Annotated in this window: 7 protein-coding genes and 1 pseudogene; 7 read left to right on the top strand and 1 reads right to left on the bottom strand. The window is 60.7% G+C overall.

The window, feature by feature from the left end; all coding sequences use genetic code 11:
• The first annotated feature begins 1 nt into the window (after nt 1).
• The 4 genes and pseudogenes from lapD (at nt 2) to ACMXYI_RS30110 (ending at nt 4,880) form a co-directional block, all read left to right on the top strand.
• Nucleotides 2-1,942 (top strand): cyclic di-GMP receptor LapD, encoded by a 1,941-nt coding sequence (lapD, locus tag ACMXYI_RS30095; protein ID WP_415770722.1) that lies wholly within the window; start codon nt 2-4, stop codon nt 1,940-1,942.
• 125 nt (nt 1,943-2,067) lie between these two features.
• Nucleotides 2,068-3,147 (top strand): annotated as a pseudogene (locus ACMXYI_RS30100) (AAA family ATPase); the annotation flags it as partial.
• Nucleotides 3,148-3,485: 338 nt separating this feature from the next.
• Nucleotides 3,486-4,136, top strand: coding sequence for a retron Ec78 anti-phage system effector HNH endonuclease PtuB (gene ptuB, locus ACMXYI_RS30105; protein WP_415770723.1), 651 nt, complete (start codon nt 3,486-3,488; stop codon nt 4,134-4,136).
• 381 nt (nt 4,137-4,517) lie between these two features.
• Entirely contained in the window at nt 4,518-4,880 is a 363-nt protein-coding gene (locus ACMXYI_RS30110; protein WP_415770725.1) for a DUF6124 family protein, read from the top strand.
• 244 nt (nt 4,881-5,124) lie between these two features.
• On the opposite strand, the gene ACMXYI_RS30115 is transcribed toward ACMXYI_RS30110, so the two are convergent.
• Entirely contained in the window at nt 5,125-12,489 is a 7,365-nt protein-coding gene (locus ACMXYI_RS30115) for a retention module-containing protein (protein WP_415770726.1), read from the bottom strand.
• A gap of 592 nt (nt 12,490-13,081) precedes the next feature.
• On the opposite strand from ACMXYI_RS30115, the gene ACMXYI_RS30120 reads away from it, so the two are divergent.
• The 3 genes from ACMXYI_RS30120 to ACMXYI_RS30130 are packed head-to-tail and all read left to right on the top strand — an operon-like array spanning nt 13,082 to nt 17,995.
• On the top strand, nt 13,082-14,440 hold the full coding sequence (locus tag ACMXYI_RS30120; protein ID WP_415770728.1) for a TolC family outer membrane protein: 1,359 nt from the start codon (nt 13,082-13,084) through the stop codon (nt 14,438-14,440).
• Between the two features lie 18 nt (nt 14,441-14,458).
• Nucleotides 14,459-16,618 carry a type I secretion system permease/ATPase gene (locus ACMXYI_RS30125; RefSeq protein WP_415770729.1) on the top strand — a complete coding sequence of 720 codons (2,160 nt, stop codon included), beginning with the start codon at nt 14,459-14,461 and terminating at the stop codon, nt 16,616-16,618.
• 9 nt (nt 16,619-16,627) lie between these two features.
• Nucleotides 16,628-17,995, top strand: a complete 1,368-nt coding sequence (locus ACMXYI_RS30130) for an HlyD family type I secretion periplasmic adaptor subunit (protein ID WP_415770731.1) — start codon at nt 16,628-16,630, stop codon at nt 17,993-17,995.
• Nucleotides 17,996-18,003: the final 8 nt, after the last annotated feature.

The raw sequence follows: 18,003 nt of genomic DNA on the forward strand, positions 1-18,003 counted from the left end.
TATGTCACTGCGTAAACAGTTGTTTCTCGCCATTTGCCTGTTCTTGCTGGTGGCGTTCAGCGGCAGTTTTTTTGTCAGCCTGGAAAGCTCTCGCGACCAGATGCTCGGCCAGTTGCGCTCCCACGCCCAGGACGCCGCCACCGCGTTGGGTTTGTCGTTGACGGCGCAAATCGATGACCCGGCCATGATCGAATTGATGGTCAGCTCGATTTTCGATAGCGGTTACTTCAGCAGTATTCGAATCATCAACATTGAGGATGCGCAGGTGCTGGTGGAGCGCAGTGCGCCGGGGCAAATCGACGGCGTTCCCGCCTGGTTTGTGAACCTGGTCAACCTGCACCCACCCGGCGGCGAAGCGCTGATCATGCGCGGCTGGGTGCAGGCGGCACGGGTCGAAGTGTTGAGCAATCCGCAGTTCGCCCTGGCCAAACTCTGGGACAGCACCCTCGGCAGCCTGATCTGGTTGCTGGTGTGCGGCCTGCTCAGTGCCGTGTTTGGTGGCTGGTTGCTGCGCCGGCAATTTCGTCCACTCGACACCATGGTCAAACAGGCCGAAGCCATCAGCAAACGCGAGTTCCTCAGCCTGCCGAAACTGCCGCGCACACCGGAGTTGAAACGCGTGGTATTGGCCATGAACCAGATGGTCGAGAAGCTCAAGGCGCTGTTCGCCGAAGAGGTCGCACGCAGTGAAAAACTGCGGGTCGAGTCCTATCAGGACAGCCTTACAGGCCTGGCCAATCGACGCTTGCTGGATGAAGAATTGGCCGACGAGTTGCTGGTCTCCGAGCAGAGCAGCGACGGCCATTTGCTGATGCTGCGGATCAACGATCTGGTCGGTCTCAACCAACGCTTGGGCGGCCAGCGCACCGATGCGCTGATCAGCGCCGTCGGTGAACTGCTCAAGCGTCTGACCCAGCCACCGGAACGTCGCACCTGGCTTGCCGCGCGCAATCGTGGCGGTGAATTCAGCCTGCTGACGCCAGGGCTGGACAGCACCGACGCCGCACGCCTGGCCTCCGAGATCAGCGCCACCCTGGAAAACCTGCGCCTGACCGGCGCCAGCGACGCCATGCCGGTGGCGCATTTGGGGATCGCCCCTTACCACCCCGGTGAGCCGGCCAGTGACGTGCTGACGCGGCTGGATCAGGCGTTGACCGAAGCCCGGCAACATCCCGAGCGCCCGTGGGTTCACTTGGCCGATTCCATCACCGCGCCGACCCCGTCCCAAAACGACTGGCAAACCTGGATCGACGACGCCTTGAACCAAGGCAAGATGCAGTTGTATTTCCAGCCAGTGGTGCAATGCGCCGACACCAGTCAGGTGCTGCATCACAAAGTCCTCGCGCGCCTGCTCGACCCGCAGGGCGAGGCCATTGCCGCCGGGCATTTCCTGCCGTGGATCGAGCGACTCGGTTGGTCGGCCCGATTCGACCTGGCCATGCTCGAAGCCACCCTCGACTACCTCATCGTCAATCGTTGGCCCCTGGCGTTAAGCCTGTCCGGCAGCACCCTGCGCGATCCAGCGCAGCTGCAACACATCCTCGACATGCTCGAATCGCTGCCCGAACTCGCGCCGTTGCTGATTCTGGAAATCGACGAACGCCAACTACCCCCTCAGGAAGAACTGCAACGCCTGAGCCACAGCCTGCTCAACACCGGTTACCGCATCGGTCTGCAGCATTTCGGCGGCAGCTTCGGCCAGATCGGCAACCTGGCTCAACTGGGGCTGGCTTACTTGAAAATCGATGGTGCTTACATCCGTCACATTGATGAGCAGAGTGATAAACGGCTATTTATCGAAGCGATATTTCGGGCAACCAACAGCATTGATTTGCCGTTGATTGCGGAGATGGTGGAGACCAAGGGGGAGTTGGAGGTGATCCGGGAGTTGGGGTTGTTTGGGGTGATGGGGCGGTTGATTGGGCCGCCGGAGCCTATGTAGTTGTGCAACGCCTTATGTCCCTGGTATTCACCTGTTTTCATTCACAGTAGAATCCGCGCCATATATGTTCCCCGGAAACATCACCTCTGCCGCAGCCTGGCATCGGTCCACATGGAGGAAAGTCTGTGAAACTGATCAGGCTGGAGCTGGAAAACTATCGCTGTTTCCCCACACTCAATCTCGAGCTCGATACCCAACTGACTTTGTTGGTGGCACGAAATGGCCAAGGCAAGACCAGTCTGCTGGACGCCATCAAAGTTGCATTGTGGCCCTATGTTCGTGGTTTCGATCTTGGCAGCGCTACCAACGATCTTACGGGGATACATCCTGACGACGTTTTTTTGCGTCCTGTTAAAGCACATCAGATGGAACCTTCACTTCCCGCCTGCCTGACCGCCCATGCTGTATTCCAAGGTGAGCAATTGCACTGGTCACGCCGGCGGGAAAGCATCCGCAAAGGTACGCAAACTCGTGGCGACGCCGGTGCCGCCCGGTTGGAAGCCTCCGCTCATGTACTGGAAGCCCTGATTTTCAACAGCGCTTTAAAGGACCAATTACCTCCAACCTTGCCCGTCCTTGCTTACTACGGCACAGGCCGACTCTGGAGCCAGAAAAAACTGACGGCAGCTTTCGAAAAGGCCGAAAACGCGGAATTTTCGAGGACCTACGGCTATCGTGATTGCCTGGATCCTGCCTCCAGCTATAAACACTTTGCCAAGTGGTACACACGAATTTTTCGCAGCTATCGTGAAGAACAAATTCGTAATCTTGAACGTGGGAAGCTCAGTATTGACGTGAAGGACGAGTTTGCCCATCCGGTGATAGCGGTACAGAACGCAGTGAATGCAGTCCTGGCCACCCAGACAGGATGGCGAGACTTGGCTTATAGCAGTGAGTTCGCTGATCTGGTGCTCGAGCATCCAGTTCATGGAATTTTGAAGGTCAGTCAGCTCAGTGACGGGATTCGCAATATTGTTGCTCTGGCTGCCGATGTCGCGTACCGCTGCGTCAAACTTAATCCACACCTGGGCATCATCGCCCCTCGCGAAAGCACTGGAGTCGTGTTGATTGATGAGGTCGACATGCACCTTCATCCCGCGTGGCAGCAAACCGTCATACCTGACTTGCTCGGGGCTTTCCCGTGTATTCAATTCATTGTGAGCACCCACAGTCCGCAGGTAATTACTTCAGTACCGGCACACTGTATCCGCGTGTTGCAAACAATAACCGATGAGCAGGGACGGCGGGTCACCGTGAGTAATGTGGATCAACAGACTCAGGGCGTTGCCAGTTCTCAGGTACTGGCCCACGTCATGCAAATCGACCCGACGCCCGACAATGAGCCTGCGAACAAATTGAGCGAATACCTGGCGCTGATTCAGCAGGATTTACAGGAGTCAGAAGATGGTTGGGTGCTGCGTAAATATCTTGATGCACATTTCGGGACTCAACATCCCGACATGCTGGACTGCGAACGTCTGATTAGGCTGCAAGCATTCAAGCGTAAACAACAGACGAATTAGTAAGCGAAGGAAGCAGGTACATGCACAAGCTTGTTCGGGGTGAAGGACCGCGCTGCCTGACCCGCTACCAACACGGTGTTCACAACTGGTCATTGAATTCGCCCACTCGGGAGGAGCGCGGGCAAATCTGGAATCACCTGAAGTCGGTGCACGATTCTCGCTGTGCCTATTGCGAAGCCGATATAAGCAATCGCGGCAACGCACACCTGGAACATTTCCGACAGCGGGACAGATTTCCTCAAGGAACGTTTGCCTGGAGCAATCTATTCGGCTCATGTAATCGTGAAGAGTCGTGTGGAAAATTCAAAGACAGGTGCGGCAAATATGATCACCGAGTTCTGATAAAACCAGATGACGATAACCCTGATGATTACTTCGTTTTTGTCAGCGACGGCACCATTGCCGTGCGAGCAGGCATTGATGACGTCTCTCGTCATAGAGCTGCGGAAACCCTGCGCATCTTCAATCTCAATGCTCAAAACGGTGCGCTTCGTCAAATGAGACGGGAAGCCGTTCGCCCATATCGGGACACCGCCCAAGCCCTTATGGACATGTTTATAGAAGATCCGGAAATCGAAGGTTTGCAGACGTTTTTTGACGAGGAGATTCAGAAAACCGCGCACTTGCCTTTTTCCACTGCTATCCGCCACTCCTTGTCTGCGTGCCTCTGAAAACATCCCCCAATTGAGGATTCAACAGCGATGTTTAATGGACACCTCAAGATACTCTCTGAGGCTACACAACCTTGCGTCGTTACCTACAACTCCGCCAGAATCCGCCGGCTTGTGCGCCTTGTACCGGGTCTCTATTGTTTCCGGGTCGCTGCCAATTCAGCGATCGGGTTTAGCAGCTCGGAGAATATCAAGGCACGTCAGTGCCGCCTCTGAACAACCGACAGTGTTTTCGTCAGTTGGTCTGCGTTATGGCGGCTTTGCGTGGGGCACTTCGGTGCGCCGGGTTCCTTGATCCCTGGTCTGCTAACCCGCGTACAGCCGCCACCCTTTTCGTTTAGCAGCGATGGGCGACGGCTCCAATGATCAAGGAGCTTCACCATGTTCAAAATCACACCCAACCCACCCGAAACCGACGACGTTTCCCCCTACGAAACCCCCGACTCGAAAAAATTCAACGAAGCCGCCGACCGCGCGCTCGACCACTACCTCAACCCGTCTGCCCACATCAAAGCCACCCCGCGCACACCCGGCACGATGTTCATCGTCAATCCGGAGCTCGATACCGAAACCCTGCTGGCCCACGCTTGCGAGTCGCTGGCCTCGGCCAATGTCATGACCATGGATCTGGCGGATCATATGGAGGGGCCGAGTCGCAATTCCCTGTTGGGTATTGCGCAAATCATCATGCTGGGGGAGCTGGCGGTGAATCGGGCGCTGGACAACATCGATCCGCAGGACTAGCGAGGGACTTGTGACGAGGGTGCTTACCTCCTCGCCACAAAGGTTTGGTCAGCGGCACCGCGTGCGCAGAGTTTGGGGCCGCTTCGCAACCCAGCGGGAGCAAGCTCCCTCGCCGCAGGGATCGTGGTTCATCAGATGAACCGCGTTATCGTTCATCGCGAGCACGCTCGCGATAGCGATGCTACGGACAACAAAAAAAACCCCCATCCCCTTTAACAGGGATGGAGGGTTTTGTTGTTTCAGATCACACCGTATCCACCTTCAACGAATGATCATTCAACATCCCGTTGATAATCGTCGCCGTATCGTGCCCACCGGCAATCACCCCACCCGCCCCCGGCGTTACGCCGTAATGGCTGGCCAGATTCACACCCGCCAGGTCGATGGTTTGATTCGGCGCGGCGCCAGCCATGGCGCTGACGTCGATGCTGGTGACCAGTGAATCGCCGCTGCCGGTGACTTTGAATTGCAGGTAGTCATCCAGCGACGCCGCGGTGCTGTTTTCCCCTTGCAGCAGTTGCGACAGGTCGAGTTTGTCGATGCCCGGCGTGAAGTCGGTGACCACGTCGTGGCCGCTGTTGCCTTTGAGCCACTGGAAGGTGTCGGCACCGCTGCCACCGGTGAGGGTGTTGTTGCCCAGGCCGCCGATCAGGAAGTCGTCGCCGCCCCCGCCGTTGAGCATGTCATTACCCAGGCCGCCGTTGATGATGTTGCTGTGGTCGCCGCCGGTGAGCGAGTCGTTGAAGTTTGAGCCGGTCAGGTTTTCGATCGCCGTCAGGGTGTCGGTCCCGGCGCCCACGGTGTTCTGCGCACCGAGCACGCCCAGATTGACCGTGACGCCGGCCGTCGCGTGCGCATAGCTCGCAGTGTCGACGCCGGTGCCGCCGTCGAGCAGGTCGTTGCCCGCACCGCTGAACAGCAAGTCATTGCCGGCGCCGCCGTGCATTTCGTTGTTGCCGGAACCTGCGGTCAGCACGTCGTTGCCGTCGCCGGCATTGATCACGTTGTTACCGGCACCCGCCACCAGTACATCATCGCCCGCCGTACCGGTGAGGGTGTGGCCGTCCTGATAGGTGATGGTCACGGCGGCGTTGTCGCTGCCGCCATGGCTGTCGTTGGCGGCGTAGGTGCCGTGGGCATCTGGCGCGATGTCGTGGGCACCGGCGTAGTTGACGGTCATGGTCAGCTGGTAGTTTTCTGCCCCCTTCCCGCTGTTGCCCGGACCGCCGTTGTCGATGTTGGTGATGTGGATCTGGTAGGTGCTGTCCGACGTTGCGGTGAGGGTTTGCCCGTCCGCGAGGGCGATCCATGCGCCGCCGTTGATTGAGTACTCCATGGCGACATGACCGGCCGCCAGGTTGTGGTCCAGGTTGAGGGTTTCACCCTGTTTGAGGTCGACGGTGATGCGGTCCTCATCGTGGGGGTTGTTGACCGCTCCCAGCGCCCCGCTGACTACCAACACTGCCGTCATGGCTGCCGTGTTGGCGACGAATGCACTGCGGGCGAGGGTCACCGCCTGCGCGTTACCGCCGGTGAAGCTGAAGTTTTGATGGGTGCCGATGAAGTCCGCGCCTTTGGCAATCCAACCGGTGCTGACGGTGGTCGGCGAAGCGGTCAGCGGATCGCCATTCGGATCGGTGTCGTTGGTCAGCAACAACTCGTCCGGTACTACGATGTTGCCTGACAGCACGTTGGTGATGATGTGGTCATCGACCGCCACCGGTGGCGCGTTCGCAATGACCGGCAACACCGGGCTGGCCAGGTCGTTGTCGCTGATGCAGCTATTGTTCACGTCGATGGTGATGGTGGTGGTCCTCTCGTCGCCATCGCCATCGCGCAAGGTGTAGGTGAACACGTCGGTCGCACCGGGACCGTTCACGGCGTCCGGGTTACTGTGGTACACGGCGTTGCCGTTGGCATCCAGCGTCAGGTAACCGTAGGTGCCATTGATCTGGCTGTTGAGGCCGCCGATGGCCGAGGTCGAGGTGTCTGAACCGGCACGCACGCCGACCACCCCAATCCCATCGGCATCGCTGAAGTCGTTCACCAGCACGTTGCCACTGACGATGCCGCCCTCCGCGACCGAGGCCGCGTCGGGGTTGGCGGTCGGCAGGTCATCGACGATTTTGACCACGATGGTGCTGGTGGTGGAATGGCCCAGGGCGTCGGTGGCTTTGTAAGTGAAACTTTCGCTGAGGGTATTCGCGCCATCGTCGGCGTGCGGCGTGGTGCTGGGCGCCGAGGTCAGCGTGTAGGTGTAGGAGCCATCGGGATTGAGCAGGATTTGGCCGTAGGTACCAGTGGCGCTGCTGACCAAGGTGTAGGTGATTGCGCCGACCGCGCCGCTGACGGAGCCGACCAGGGTGCCACTGGCGGTTTCAAGCGTGTGGCCCGGCTGACTCCCGGTAACGGTGCCGGGCGCCAGATCCTGGCCGTCCTGGTTCAGATCGAGGGCTTTTTCGTAGACGGTCACGTCGCTGTCGCTGACCGCGCTGAGGCAGCTGTTGATCACGTCGATGGTGATGGTGGTGGTGCTTTGGTCACCGTCAGCATCGCGCACGGTGTAGGTGAAGACGTCGGTCGCACCGGGGTCGCTCACGGCGTTCGGGTTGCTGTGGTAGACCGCGTTGCCGTTGGCATCCAGCGTCAGGTAACCGTAGGTGCCATTGATCTGAGTGTTCAGGCCACCAACGGCCGGGGTCGAGGTGTCGGAACCGGCACGTACGCCGACCACCGCGCCTCCTGCGGCGAGGCCATCGGCGCCGCCGACGTCGTTCCACAGCACGTTGCCACTGACGATGCCGCCCTCCGCGACCGAGGCCGCGTCGGGGTTGGCGGTCGGCAGGTCATCGACGATTTTGACCACGATGGTGCTGGTGGTGGAATGGCCCAGGGCGTCGGTGGCTTTGTAAGTGAAACTTTCGCTGAGGGTATTCGCGCCATCGTCGGCGTGCGGCGTGGTGCTGGGCGCCGAGGTCAGCGTGTAGGTGTAGGAGCCATCGGGATTGAGCAGGATTTGGCCGTAGGTACCAGTGGCGCTGCTGACCAAGGTGTAGGTGATTGCGCCGACCGCGCCGCTGACGGAGCCGACCAGGGTGCCACTGGCGGTTTCAAGCGTGTGGCCCGGCTGACTCCCGGTAACGGTGCCGGGCGCCAGATCCTGGCCGTCCTGGTTCAGATCGAGGGCTTTTTCGTAGACGGTCACGTCGCTGTCGCTGACCGCGCTGAGGCAGCTGTTGATCACGTCGATGGTGATGGTGGTGGTGCTTTGGTCACCGTCAGCATCGCGCACGGTGTAGGTGAAGACGTCGGTCGCACCGGGGTCGCTCACGGCGTTCGGGTTGCTGTGGTAGACCGCGTTGCCGTTGGCATCCAGCGTCAGGTAACCGTAGGTGCCATTGATCTGAGTGTTCAGGCCACCAACGGCCGGGGTCGAGGTGTCGGAACCGGCACGTACGCCGACCACCGCGCCTCCTGCGGCGAGGCCATCGGCGCCGCCGACGTCGTTCCACAGCACGTTGCCACTGACGATGCCGCCTTCGGCGACCGAAGTCTCGTCGGCATGGGCAGTCGGCAGGTCATCAACGATTTTGACCACGATGGTGCTGGTGGTGCTGTTGCCCAAAGAGTCGGTGGCTTGGTAGGTGAAGCTTTCGCTCACGGTGTTGGCACCGTCGTTCGCATGCGGCGTGGTGCTTGGCGCCGAGGTCAGCGTGTAGGTGTAGGAGCCATCGGGATTGAGCAGGATCTGCCCGAAGGTGCCGGTGGCGCTGCCGACCAGGGTGTAGGTGATCGCACCGACCGCGCCGCTGACCGAACCGACCAGCGTGCCACTGGCGGTTTCGCCCGTATTGCCCGGCAGGCTCCCGGTAACGGTGCCGGGCGCCAGATCCTGGCCATCCTGGTTCAGGTCGAGGGCTTTTTCGTAGACGGTCACGTCGCTGTCGCTGACCGCTTGGATGCTGCTGTTGATCACGTCGATGGTGATGGTGGTGGTGCTTTGGTCACCGTCGGCATCGCGCACGGTGTAGGTGAACACGTCGGTCGCACCGGGACCGCTCACGGCGTTCGGGTTGCTGTGGTACACGGCGTTGCCGTTGGCGTCCAGCGTCAGGTAACCGTAGGTGCCATTGATCTGGCTGTTGAGGCCGCCAACGGCCGGGGTCGAGGTGTCGGAACCGGCACGCACGCCGACCACCGCGCCTCCTGCGGCGAGGCCATCGGCGCCGCCGACGTCGTTCCACAGCACGTTGCCACTGACGGTGCCGCCTTCGGCGACCGAAGTCTCGTCGGCATGGGCAGTCGGCAGGTCATCGACGATCTTGACCACGATGGTGCTGGTGGTGCTGTTGCCCAAAGAGTCGGTGGCTTGGTAGGTGAAGCTTTCGCTCACGGTGTTGGCACCGTCGTTCGCATGCGGCGTGGTGCTTGGCGCCGAGGTCAGCGTGTAGGTGTAGGAGCCATCGGGATTGAGCAGGATCTGCCCGAAGGTGCCGGTGGCGCTGCCGACCAGGGTGTAGGTGATTGCGCCGACCGCGCCGCTGACCGAACCGACCAGCGTGCCACTGGCGGTTTCGCCCGTGTTGCCCGGCAGGCTCCCGGTAACGGTGCCGGGCGCCAGATCCTGGCCATCCTGGTTCAGGTCGAGGGCTTTTTCGTAGACGGTCACGTCGCTGTCGCTGACCGCTTGGATGCTGCTGTTGATCACGTCGATGGTGATGGTGGTGGTGCTTTGGTCACCGTCGGCATCGCGCACGGTGTAGGTGAACACGTCGGTCGCACCGGGACCGCTCACGGCGTTCGGGTTGCTGTGGTACACGGCGTTGCCGTTGGCGTCCAGCGTCAGGTAACCGTAGGTGCCATTGATCTGGCTGTTGAGGCCGCCAACGGCCGGGGTCGAGGTGTCGGAACCGGCACGCACGCCGACCACCGCGCCTCCTGCGGCGAGGCCATCGGCGCCGCCGACGTCGTTCCACAGCACGTTGCCACTGACGGTGCCGCCTTCGGCGACCGAAGTCTCGTCGGCATGGGCAGTCGGCAGGTCATCGACGATCTTGACCACGATGGTGCTGGTGGTGCTGTTGCCCAAAGAGTCGGTGGCTTGGTAGGTGAAGCTTTCGCTCACGGTGTTGGCACCGTCGTTCGCATGCGGCGTGGTGCTTGGCGCCGAGGTCAGCGTGTAGGTGTAGGAGCCATCGGGATTGAGCAGGATCTGCCCGAAGGTGCCGGTGGCGCTGCCGACCAGGGTGTAGGTGATCGCACCGACCGCGCCGCTGACCGAACCGACCAGCGTGCCACTGGCGGTTTCGCCCGTATTGCCCGGCAGGCTCCCGGTAACGGTGCCGGGCGCCAGATCCTGGCCATCCTGGTTCAGGTCGAGGGCTTTTTCGTAGACGGTCACGTCGCTGTCGCTGACCGCTTGGATGCTGCTGTTGATCACGTCGATGGTGATGGTGGTGGTGCTTTGGTCACCGTCGGCATCGCGCACGGTGTAGGTGAACACGTCGGTCGCACCGGGACCGCTCACGGCGTTCGGGTTGCTGTGGTAGACCGCGTTGCCGTTGGCGTCCAGCGTCAGGTAACCGTAGGTGCCATTGATCTGGCTGTTGAGGCCGCCAATGACCGGGGTGGAGGTGTCGGAACCGGCACGCACGCCGACCACCGCGCCCCCTGCGGCGGGGCCATCGGCGCCGGTGACATCGTTCCCCAGCACGCTGCCGCTGACGATGCCGCCCTCTGCGACTGAGGCCGAGTCAGGGTTGGCGGTCGGCAGATCATCGACGATGTTGACGTTGATTTGCCCGGTCGCCGTGCTGCCGTCGGCATCGGTGGCAATGACGTCGAAGTTCTCGTAGATGCTGTTGGCGCCATCGGCATTGGGGTGGTCGCTGTCGTAATTCAGGGTGTAGCTGTAGCTCACCACGCCCGTGGCCGGGTCGTAACCGGTGATGGTGAAGGTAGCGCCCGTCCAGGTAGTGGCGGATAGCGGGAAACCTACCGCCACCCCACCGCTGACCACCGTGACGCCGCTCACGGTCAGGGTTTGCAGGCCATCCGGTGCGTTGACGGTGAAGGTGCCACTCTGGGTCAGGGCCGGGGCATCAGGATCGCTGCCGTAGGCGAGATTTTTTTCGTAGACGGTGAGTTCGCCGCCTTCGACGTTCAGGCCGCCTATCGTGACCGGGTCATCGTTGTTATGGATGTTCAGCACAAGCTTGGCAGTGCTGTTGTCGCCGTCGGCATCGGTCAGGGTGTAAGTGAAGGTTTCGGTCCCGGCGCCACCCGCGTGCAAGGCTTTGAAGTCGGCGTCGCTGGTGTTCAGGGTGTAGGTGTATGTGCCGTTGGCGTTGAGTACCAGGGTGCCGTATTTACCGGTGAAAGTGCCGCCAACCACTGGCCCGCTCTCGGGTCCGGAAGGAATGCGATCAGCGCCCTGAACGTCGTTGGGCAGCACACTGCCGGTCAGGGTCACCAGGGTTTCCGACGCGGTGCTGGCGTTGCTGTCATCGAATGCCTTGGGCACGTCGTCGGTGATGTTGACGTCCAGGGAACCGGTGGTGGTATCGCCATTGCTGTCGCCGGCCACCACGGTGAAGTGTTCGCTGAGGTTGTTGGTACCGTCACCAGTCGGATGGGTTTCATTGTCGTTGAGGGTGTAGCTGTAACTCACAACCCCCGTGGCCGGGTTGTAGCCGGTGACTGTCAGGGTGTTGCCCAACGGGGTGGTGATCGATTGCGGGAAGCCTGCGGCAACGCCACCGCTGATCACGTTGATCCCACCGACGCTCAGGCTGGTCAGCCCGTCAGGAGCAGACACGCTGAACGTGCCGGTCTTGGTCAGTGCCCCAGGATTGGGGGCCGAACCGTCGGCCAGGTTGGCCTCATTGAGGGTCAGTTCCCCCCCTGCCACCGACAGGCCGGTGAGGGTCACCGGATTGTTCGGTACATCAGGAACAACCGGTGTCACAGGAACAACCGGTGTTACAGGAAGATCGCCTGAACCTCCTGAACCTCCTGAACCTCCTGAACCACCCGAACCGCCTGCACCGCCAGCACCGCCAGCACCATTGTCTCCGTTGTCTCCGTTGTCTCCGTTGTCCGGGTTTCCGGCCAGACGCTCCAGGGGAAATTCGGGAATGCCGTTGAAGCCTGCGGTAGGAAAACCAATAATCGGATCGACCCGCCCGCCCACCTCTTCAAGCATGACAAACGTGTGGCCGCCACCCAGTGCACCAGGTGCGCCGGTCGAACCCGGTCCGGCCGCCGTGGCTTCTGCGGTCTGGGTCGGGTCGTCGCCGGCAGCGATCGCTTTTTGCAGTTGCTCGACATCGGTCAGTTGCGCCTGAGTCGGCGTCACCGCTTCAGCGGTCTCTACATGGGGTGTTTGATTCGCGAGTAACTGGGGCGTCATCTCCATACTGCTGCCACGCCCGAGGGTCAGTTCCTGGCCATTCTGCAGATTCACCGCCACCGCGCCTTCGGCCCCGGTGACCAGTTGATCGCCGGCGAATAGCCGGTCCCCCTCGACCAGCGCGCGTCGGGTGCCATCGCTCGCAACCGCGAACACCTGACCAATGACCTTACTGACAATACCGATGAGCGTAGCCATGTGCACTTCCTCCGCTGCCAACCGCTGTCGGCATCCTGTTTTTGCGAAGAACGTGCTCCTGGCTTCAACGGGTTGCCTGACGGAATCGCCTGCTGGCAGCGGTTACCTGAAGTAAGCCGCTGCCCTGGCGCCGTTCTCGCCAAGCGTGCCGCTCGCGGGCGACGTGTCTGCTGCGGGATAAAAACCCTCTGCAATCAATGGCATCGGGATCCACTTGCGCAACAAGTCATCCTTTGAGCGATGCGTAACGGTTTTGATCCACTAAAGTGACAAAAAACCGTCACCTCAAAACCGTCCGCTTCCCTCCCCTCCAGCACTTCCCCGCCCTAAGTCGATATGTGGTTTGGAACTTTCCTCAAACCCCGTCGAGCGCCCTAACGCTCATAAATCAAGGGCTTTCGCAGTGAACAATGTGCTGGATTTTACGGAGCGCATAAGTTTTTTTTGGCATAAGCCTTATGAAAAATTCTTCTATGCTTTTCCCCAGAATGTTCTTAGCTCTGTTGTTACAAGCATGAAACGGTTTTCACTATAAATGCCGTCAAATATTTGGCGACTAATAAGCACCATTAGGAATCAGGGAGAGGCACCCATGCGCGTATTAACCCCCCTCTGCAGCGCAATTCTGCTGGCCATGGCCTGCACTTCTCAGGCTCAAGCCATGTCATTGACGGAGGCGATTCAAAGCACCATCGCGACCCACCCGGAGCTGGCGTCGCGTGTAGACAGTCGCCTCTCGGCCGATGAGCTAGTGAAAGTCGCCAAGGGAGGATTTTATCCATCGGTTGATCTGAATGCCGCGTACGGGCGCGGGTACAGCGATAACACCAGCACCCGGGCATTCGGTAATCACCACACCGAAATCCTGACCTACACCCAATCGGAATTGCGTCTGCGGCAGATGCTCTTCGATGGTTTCAATACCTCCAACGAAGTCCAGCGCACCAAGGGCGTGGTCAATTCCCGGGCCTATTACGCTCAGGGCACCGCTCAGGATCTGGCCCTGCGCACCATCGAGGTCTACCTCGAAGTGCTCAAGCGCCGCGAACTGGTGACCCTGGCCACGAACAATCTGCAAGCTCACATGCGGGTCAACGATCAGATCGGTCTGCGCACCCAGCGTGGTATCGGTAGCACCGCCGACTCCGACCAGTCCGTCGCTCGCCGGGCACTGGCGCAAAACAACCTCGATACCGCTGAAGTCGATCTGGCGGATGCCGAGTCGAACTTCTACGCCGTCGTGGGGCGCCTGCCCGATGAACTCGAAGCCCCGCCCTCGACCCGCGGCGAACTGCCCGCCACCTTGCAGGAAGCCCAGCAAAGCATGGTGGAAAACAACCCGTACCTGAAATCCGCCCAGGCCGATGTGCAATCGGCCGAGAGCCAGTACGAAGTTGCCAAGTCGCCGTTCTACCCTCGCTTCGACGCCGAAGCCGCCGTGGGTGCGAACAACAACGTGCAGGGCGATGAAGGCCACGACAACGAATGGCGAGTCGGCGTGGTGATGAACTACAACCTGTTCCGCGGTGGCAGCGACAAGGCTCGCCTGGCCTCCGATGCGCACCAGATCAACCAGGCGATGGACATCCGCAACAACGCCCTGCGCCAACTCAACGAGAACATTCACCTGGCCTGGAACGCCATGGTCAATGCCAAGAAACAAACCCCGACTGCCCGCGAATACGCGGATACCAGCCGACGTGTGCGCGTGGCGTATCAGGACCAGTTCGGCCTCGGCCAACGCACCCTGCTCGACCTGCTGGACAGTGAAAACGAGCTCTACAACGCCAACCGCCGCTACACCGAAGTGCGCTACACCGAGGAGTTCTCGATGTACCGCGTGCTGGCGAACATGGGTCAGTTACTGAGCAAACAACGGGTGGTGTTGCCCGCCGATGCGATCGCCTCCACGGAAGTAAAAAACGAAGCCCGTTTGCCTGAACTGAAGTAGGCCTGTGGAGAGATCAATGTGACCAGCATGGAACCCGGCAACATCGGTGTCGATCCGCGCCTGAGCTTCGATGACCCGCTTCTGGACGGTCTGTTGATCCTCTGCAAACTCCACGGCGCGACGGTCAGTCGCGCCAGCCTGAGTGCCGGGCTCCCCCTGAACAAACAACGTATGAGCCTGGACCTGCTGCCTCGCGCAGCGGCCCGGGCCAGTTTGCAGGCGCGATTGCTGCGCCGTGAACTGGCGGATATTTCCGCCCTCAACCTGCCTGTGATGCTGATCCTCAACAACGGCCGGACTGCCATTCTGCGACGTTTCGGCGATGACGGTCAGTTGCTGATTCTGCCCAGCGAAGCCGACGGCGGTGAGCAATGGGTCAGCCGCGATGAACTGGCCGAGAATTACAGCGGCCAGGCCTTGTTCGCGCGGCCACGGCATGAACTCGAAGACTTGCGTTCGCCGCTGGTGCCGCGGGTTGAGGCGTGGTTTCGCGACACCTTGAAGCTGTCGAAGTGGCTGTACAGCGATGCGATTCTGGCGAGTTTTCTGATCAACCTGCTGGGGTTGATGGTGCCGCTGTTCGTGATGCAGACCTACGATAGAGTGGTGCCGAACCAGGCCACGTCGACGTTGTGGGTACTGTCCATCGGCTTGCTGATCGGCACCGGTTTCGAATTGGTGTTGCGGGTGGTCCGCGCGCACCTGCTGGACACCGCAGGGAAGAAAACCGACGTGATCCTTTCGGCCACGTTGTTCGAACGCATTACCGGCATGGCGATGAAAGCGCGGCCGGCGACCATTGGTGGTTTCGCCCAAAGCATCCATGACTTCCAGGGCCTGCGGGAATTCCTCACCGCCGTGACCCTCACCAGCCTGATCGACCTGCCCTTTGCCGTGCTGATGCTGGTGGTGATCGGCCTGCTCGGCGGCTGGCTGGTGGTGATTCCGTTACTGGCGTTTCCGATCACGATCATCTTTGCGATGGTGATCCAGGTGCGCCTGCGCGACACCGTACAGAAAAGCCTGACCCTGGGCGCCGAACGCCAGGCGTTGCTGATTGAAACCCTCGGCGGCCTGGAAACCCTCAAGGCCTGCAGCGCCGAAAGCGAACGCCAGCACAAATGGGAAAGCACCCACGGCGCCCTCACCCGCCTCGACAGCCATGCCCGCAACCTCTCGGCGCTGGCCACCAACGGCACGCTGTTCATCCAGCAATTCTCCGGCATGGCGACCATCGTCGCCGGGGTCTACAGCATCATCGCCGGCAACCTCAGCGTCGGCGCGCTGGTGGCGACCTACATGCTCGGCAGCCGGGTGCTCGCGCCGCTGGGGCAGATTGCCGGTTTGATCACCCGCTATCAGCAAGCGCAACTGACCATGAAAAGCACCGATGCGCTGATGTCCTTGCCGCAGGAACGCGATGCCAAACAACGGCCGCTGGAGCGCACGCAACTGCAAGGCGCGATAGACGTCAGCAGTGTGACGTTCCACTACAACGGCCAGAACGCTCCGGCCCTGGCCAACATCAGCTTCAGCGTGAAACCCGGCGAGCGGATCGGCATCATCGGTCGCAGCGGCTCGGGCAAAAGTACGCTGGCGCGGCTGGTGATGGGTTTCTACGCACCGGAAGAAGGCCAGCTGCTGCTCGATGGCCTGGACCTGCGGCAACTGGACGTCGCCGACCTGCGCCAGCAAATCGGTTACGTCGCCCATGACCTGCCGCTGTTGGCCGGCAGCCTGCGCGACAACCTGACCCTCGGCGCCCGCTACATCAGCGATTCACGGATGCTCGAAGTCGCCGAACTGACCGGCGTCACTGAGCTTGCGCGTCAGCATCCGCAAGGCTTCGACCGCCCGGTGGGTGAACGCGGACAACTGCTGTCCGGCGGGCAACGTCAGGCGGTGTTGCTGGCCCGCGCGTTGTTGCTGGATCCGCCGATCATGTTGCTCGACGAACCCACCAGCGCCATGGACAACAGCAGCGAAGACGTTCTGCGGCAAAAACTCCACCGCTGGGTCCAGGGCAAAACCCTGCTGCTGGTGACCCACCGCACCTCGATGCTCAGCCTGGTGGATCGGCTGGTGGTGCTGGACAACGGGCGGATCGTCGCCGACGGTCCGAAAGAAGTGGTTATCGATGCACTGCGCAAGGGCCGTGTCGGCTCTGCGGCTGTCTAGGAGCTAGCCATGGCCCGTTCATCATCCGACGTTTCAAAGGATCGCGGCTACTTCGGCAGTTTCAGCAAAAGCGCGGAAAGCGAATACATGCCAGAAACCGCCGGCGCCGCATTGCAGGACTCCCCGCGCTTGTCGCGGATCACCGTGTGGCTGGCGGCTGGGTTGCTGATCTCGGCGCTGGTCTGGGCCAAGTTCGCGGTGCTGCAGGAAGTGACCATGGGCGAAGGCAAGGCGATTCCGTCGAGCAAGGTTCAAGTGATCCAGAACCTGGAGGGCGGCATCGTCACTGAGATCTTCGTTCGCGAAGGGCAAATGGTGAACAAGGGCGACACCTTGCTGCGCCTCGATGACACTCGATTCCTGTCGAACAAGGGCGAAAGCGAGGCGGATCGATATGCGCTGACCGCGCAGGTCGAACGGCTGTCGGCCGAAGCGGAAGGCCGGCCGTTCAGTCTGTCTCCCGAAGTGATCGCCAAGGCGCCGCAAGTGGCCGAAGACGAGCGCTCGCTGTACGAGCAACGGCAGCGTCGACTGGCCAGCGAACAGCGCACCCTGAGTGAGCAACTCCGGCAAAAAACCCAGGAACTGGCAGAGTTCCGCTCCAAACAAGGCCAATTCAGTTCAAGCCTGGCATTGCTGCAACAAGAGATGAACATGTCCGCGCCGCTGGTGGGCACCGGGGCGGTTTCGCCGGTGGAAATCTTGCGACTCAAACGCAGTGCGGTGGAGATTCGCGGTTCATTGAACGCCACGACCCTGGCGATTCCCCGTGCGGAATCGGCGATCAATGAGATCAAAAGCAAGATTGATGAGTCCGAACAATCCTTCCGCTCCGACGCGGCGAAAGAGCTGAATGAAAAACGCACCGACCTGTCGAAAATCACGGCATCGAGCATTGCGATCGATGACCGCGTAACCCGCACCACGGTGGTGTCGCCGGTGCACGGGATTATCAAAGTGCTGAAGGTCAACACCATCGGCGGCGTGGTCCAGCCGGGCAGCGACATGGTGGAAATCGTGCCCATTGAAGACAACTTGCTGATCGAAGCCAAGGTCCGGCCACAGGACGTAGCGTTTCTGCACCCGGGGCAGAAAGCGATGGTCAAGTTCAGTGCTTACGACTACACGATTTATGGGGGGCTGAGTGCGAAGCTGGAGTTGATTGGGGCGGACACGATTACGGATGACAAGGGCAACAGCTTTTATTTGATTCAGGTGCGGACGGATAAGAATCATTTGGGCGGGGATGTGAAGCCGTTGCTGATCATTCCGGGGATGGTGGCGACGGTGGACATCATCACCGGGGAGAAAAGCGTGCTGGATTATCTGCTCAAACCGGTGCTCAAAGCCCGGACCGAGGCGATGCGCGAACGGTAGTCTCTGGC

The sequence above is a fragment of the Pseudomonas lyxosi genome (assembly GCF_047758685.1).
Taxonomy (GTDB): Bacteria; Pseudomonadota; Gammaproteobacteria; order Pseudomonadales; family Pseudomonadaceae; genus Aquipseudomonas; species Aquipseudomonas lyxosi.

Excerpts from the sequence above, each read along its gene's own strand:
- lapD (WP_415770722.1), top strand. The coding sequence starts at position 2 with ATGTCACTGCGTAAACAGTTGTTTCTCGCCATTTGCCTGTTCTTGCTG.
- ptuB (WP_415770723.1), top strand. The coding sequence starts at position 3,486 with ATGCACAAGCTTGTTCGGGGTGAAGGACCGCGCTGCCTGACCCGCTAC.
- ACMXYI_RS30110 (WP_415770725.1), top strand. The coding sequence starts at position 4,518 with ATGTTCAAAATCACACCCAACCCACCCGAAACCGACGACGTTTCCCCC.
- ACMXYI_RS30115 (WP_415770726.1), bottom strand. The coding sequence starts at position 12,489 with ATGGCTACGCTCATCGGTATTGTCAGTAAGGTCATTGGTCAGGTGTTC.
- ACMXYI_RS30120 (WP_415770728.1), top strand. The coding sequence starts at position 13,082 with ATGCGCGTATTAACCCCCCTCTGCAGCGCAATTCTGCTGGCCATGGCC.
- ACMXYI_RS30130 (WP_415770731.1), top strand. The coding sequence starts at position 16,628 with ATGGCCCGTTCATCATCCGACGTTTCAAAGGATCGCGGCTACTTCGGC.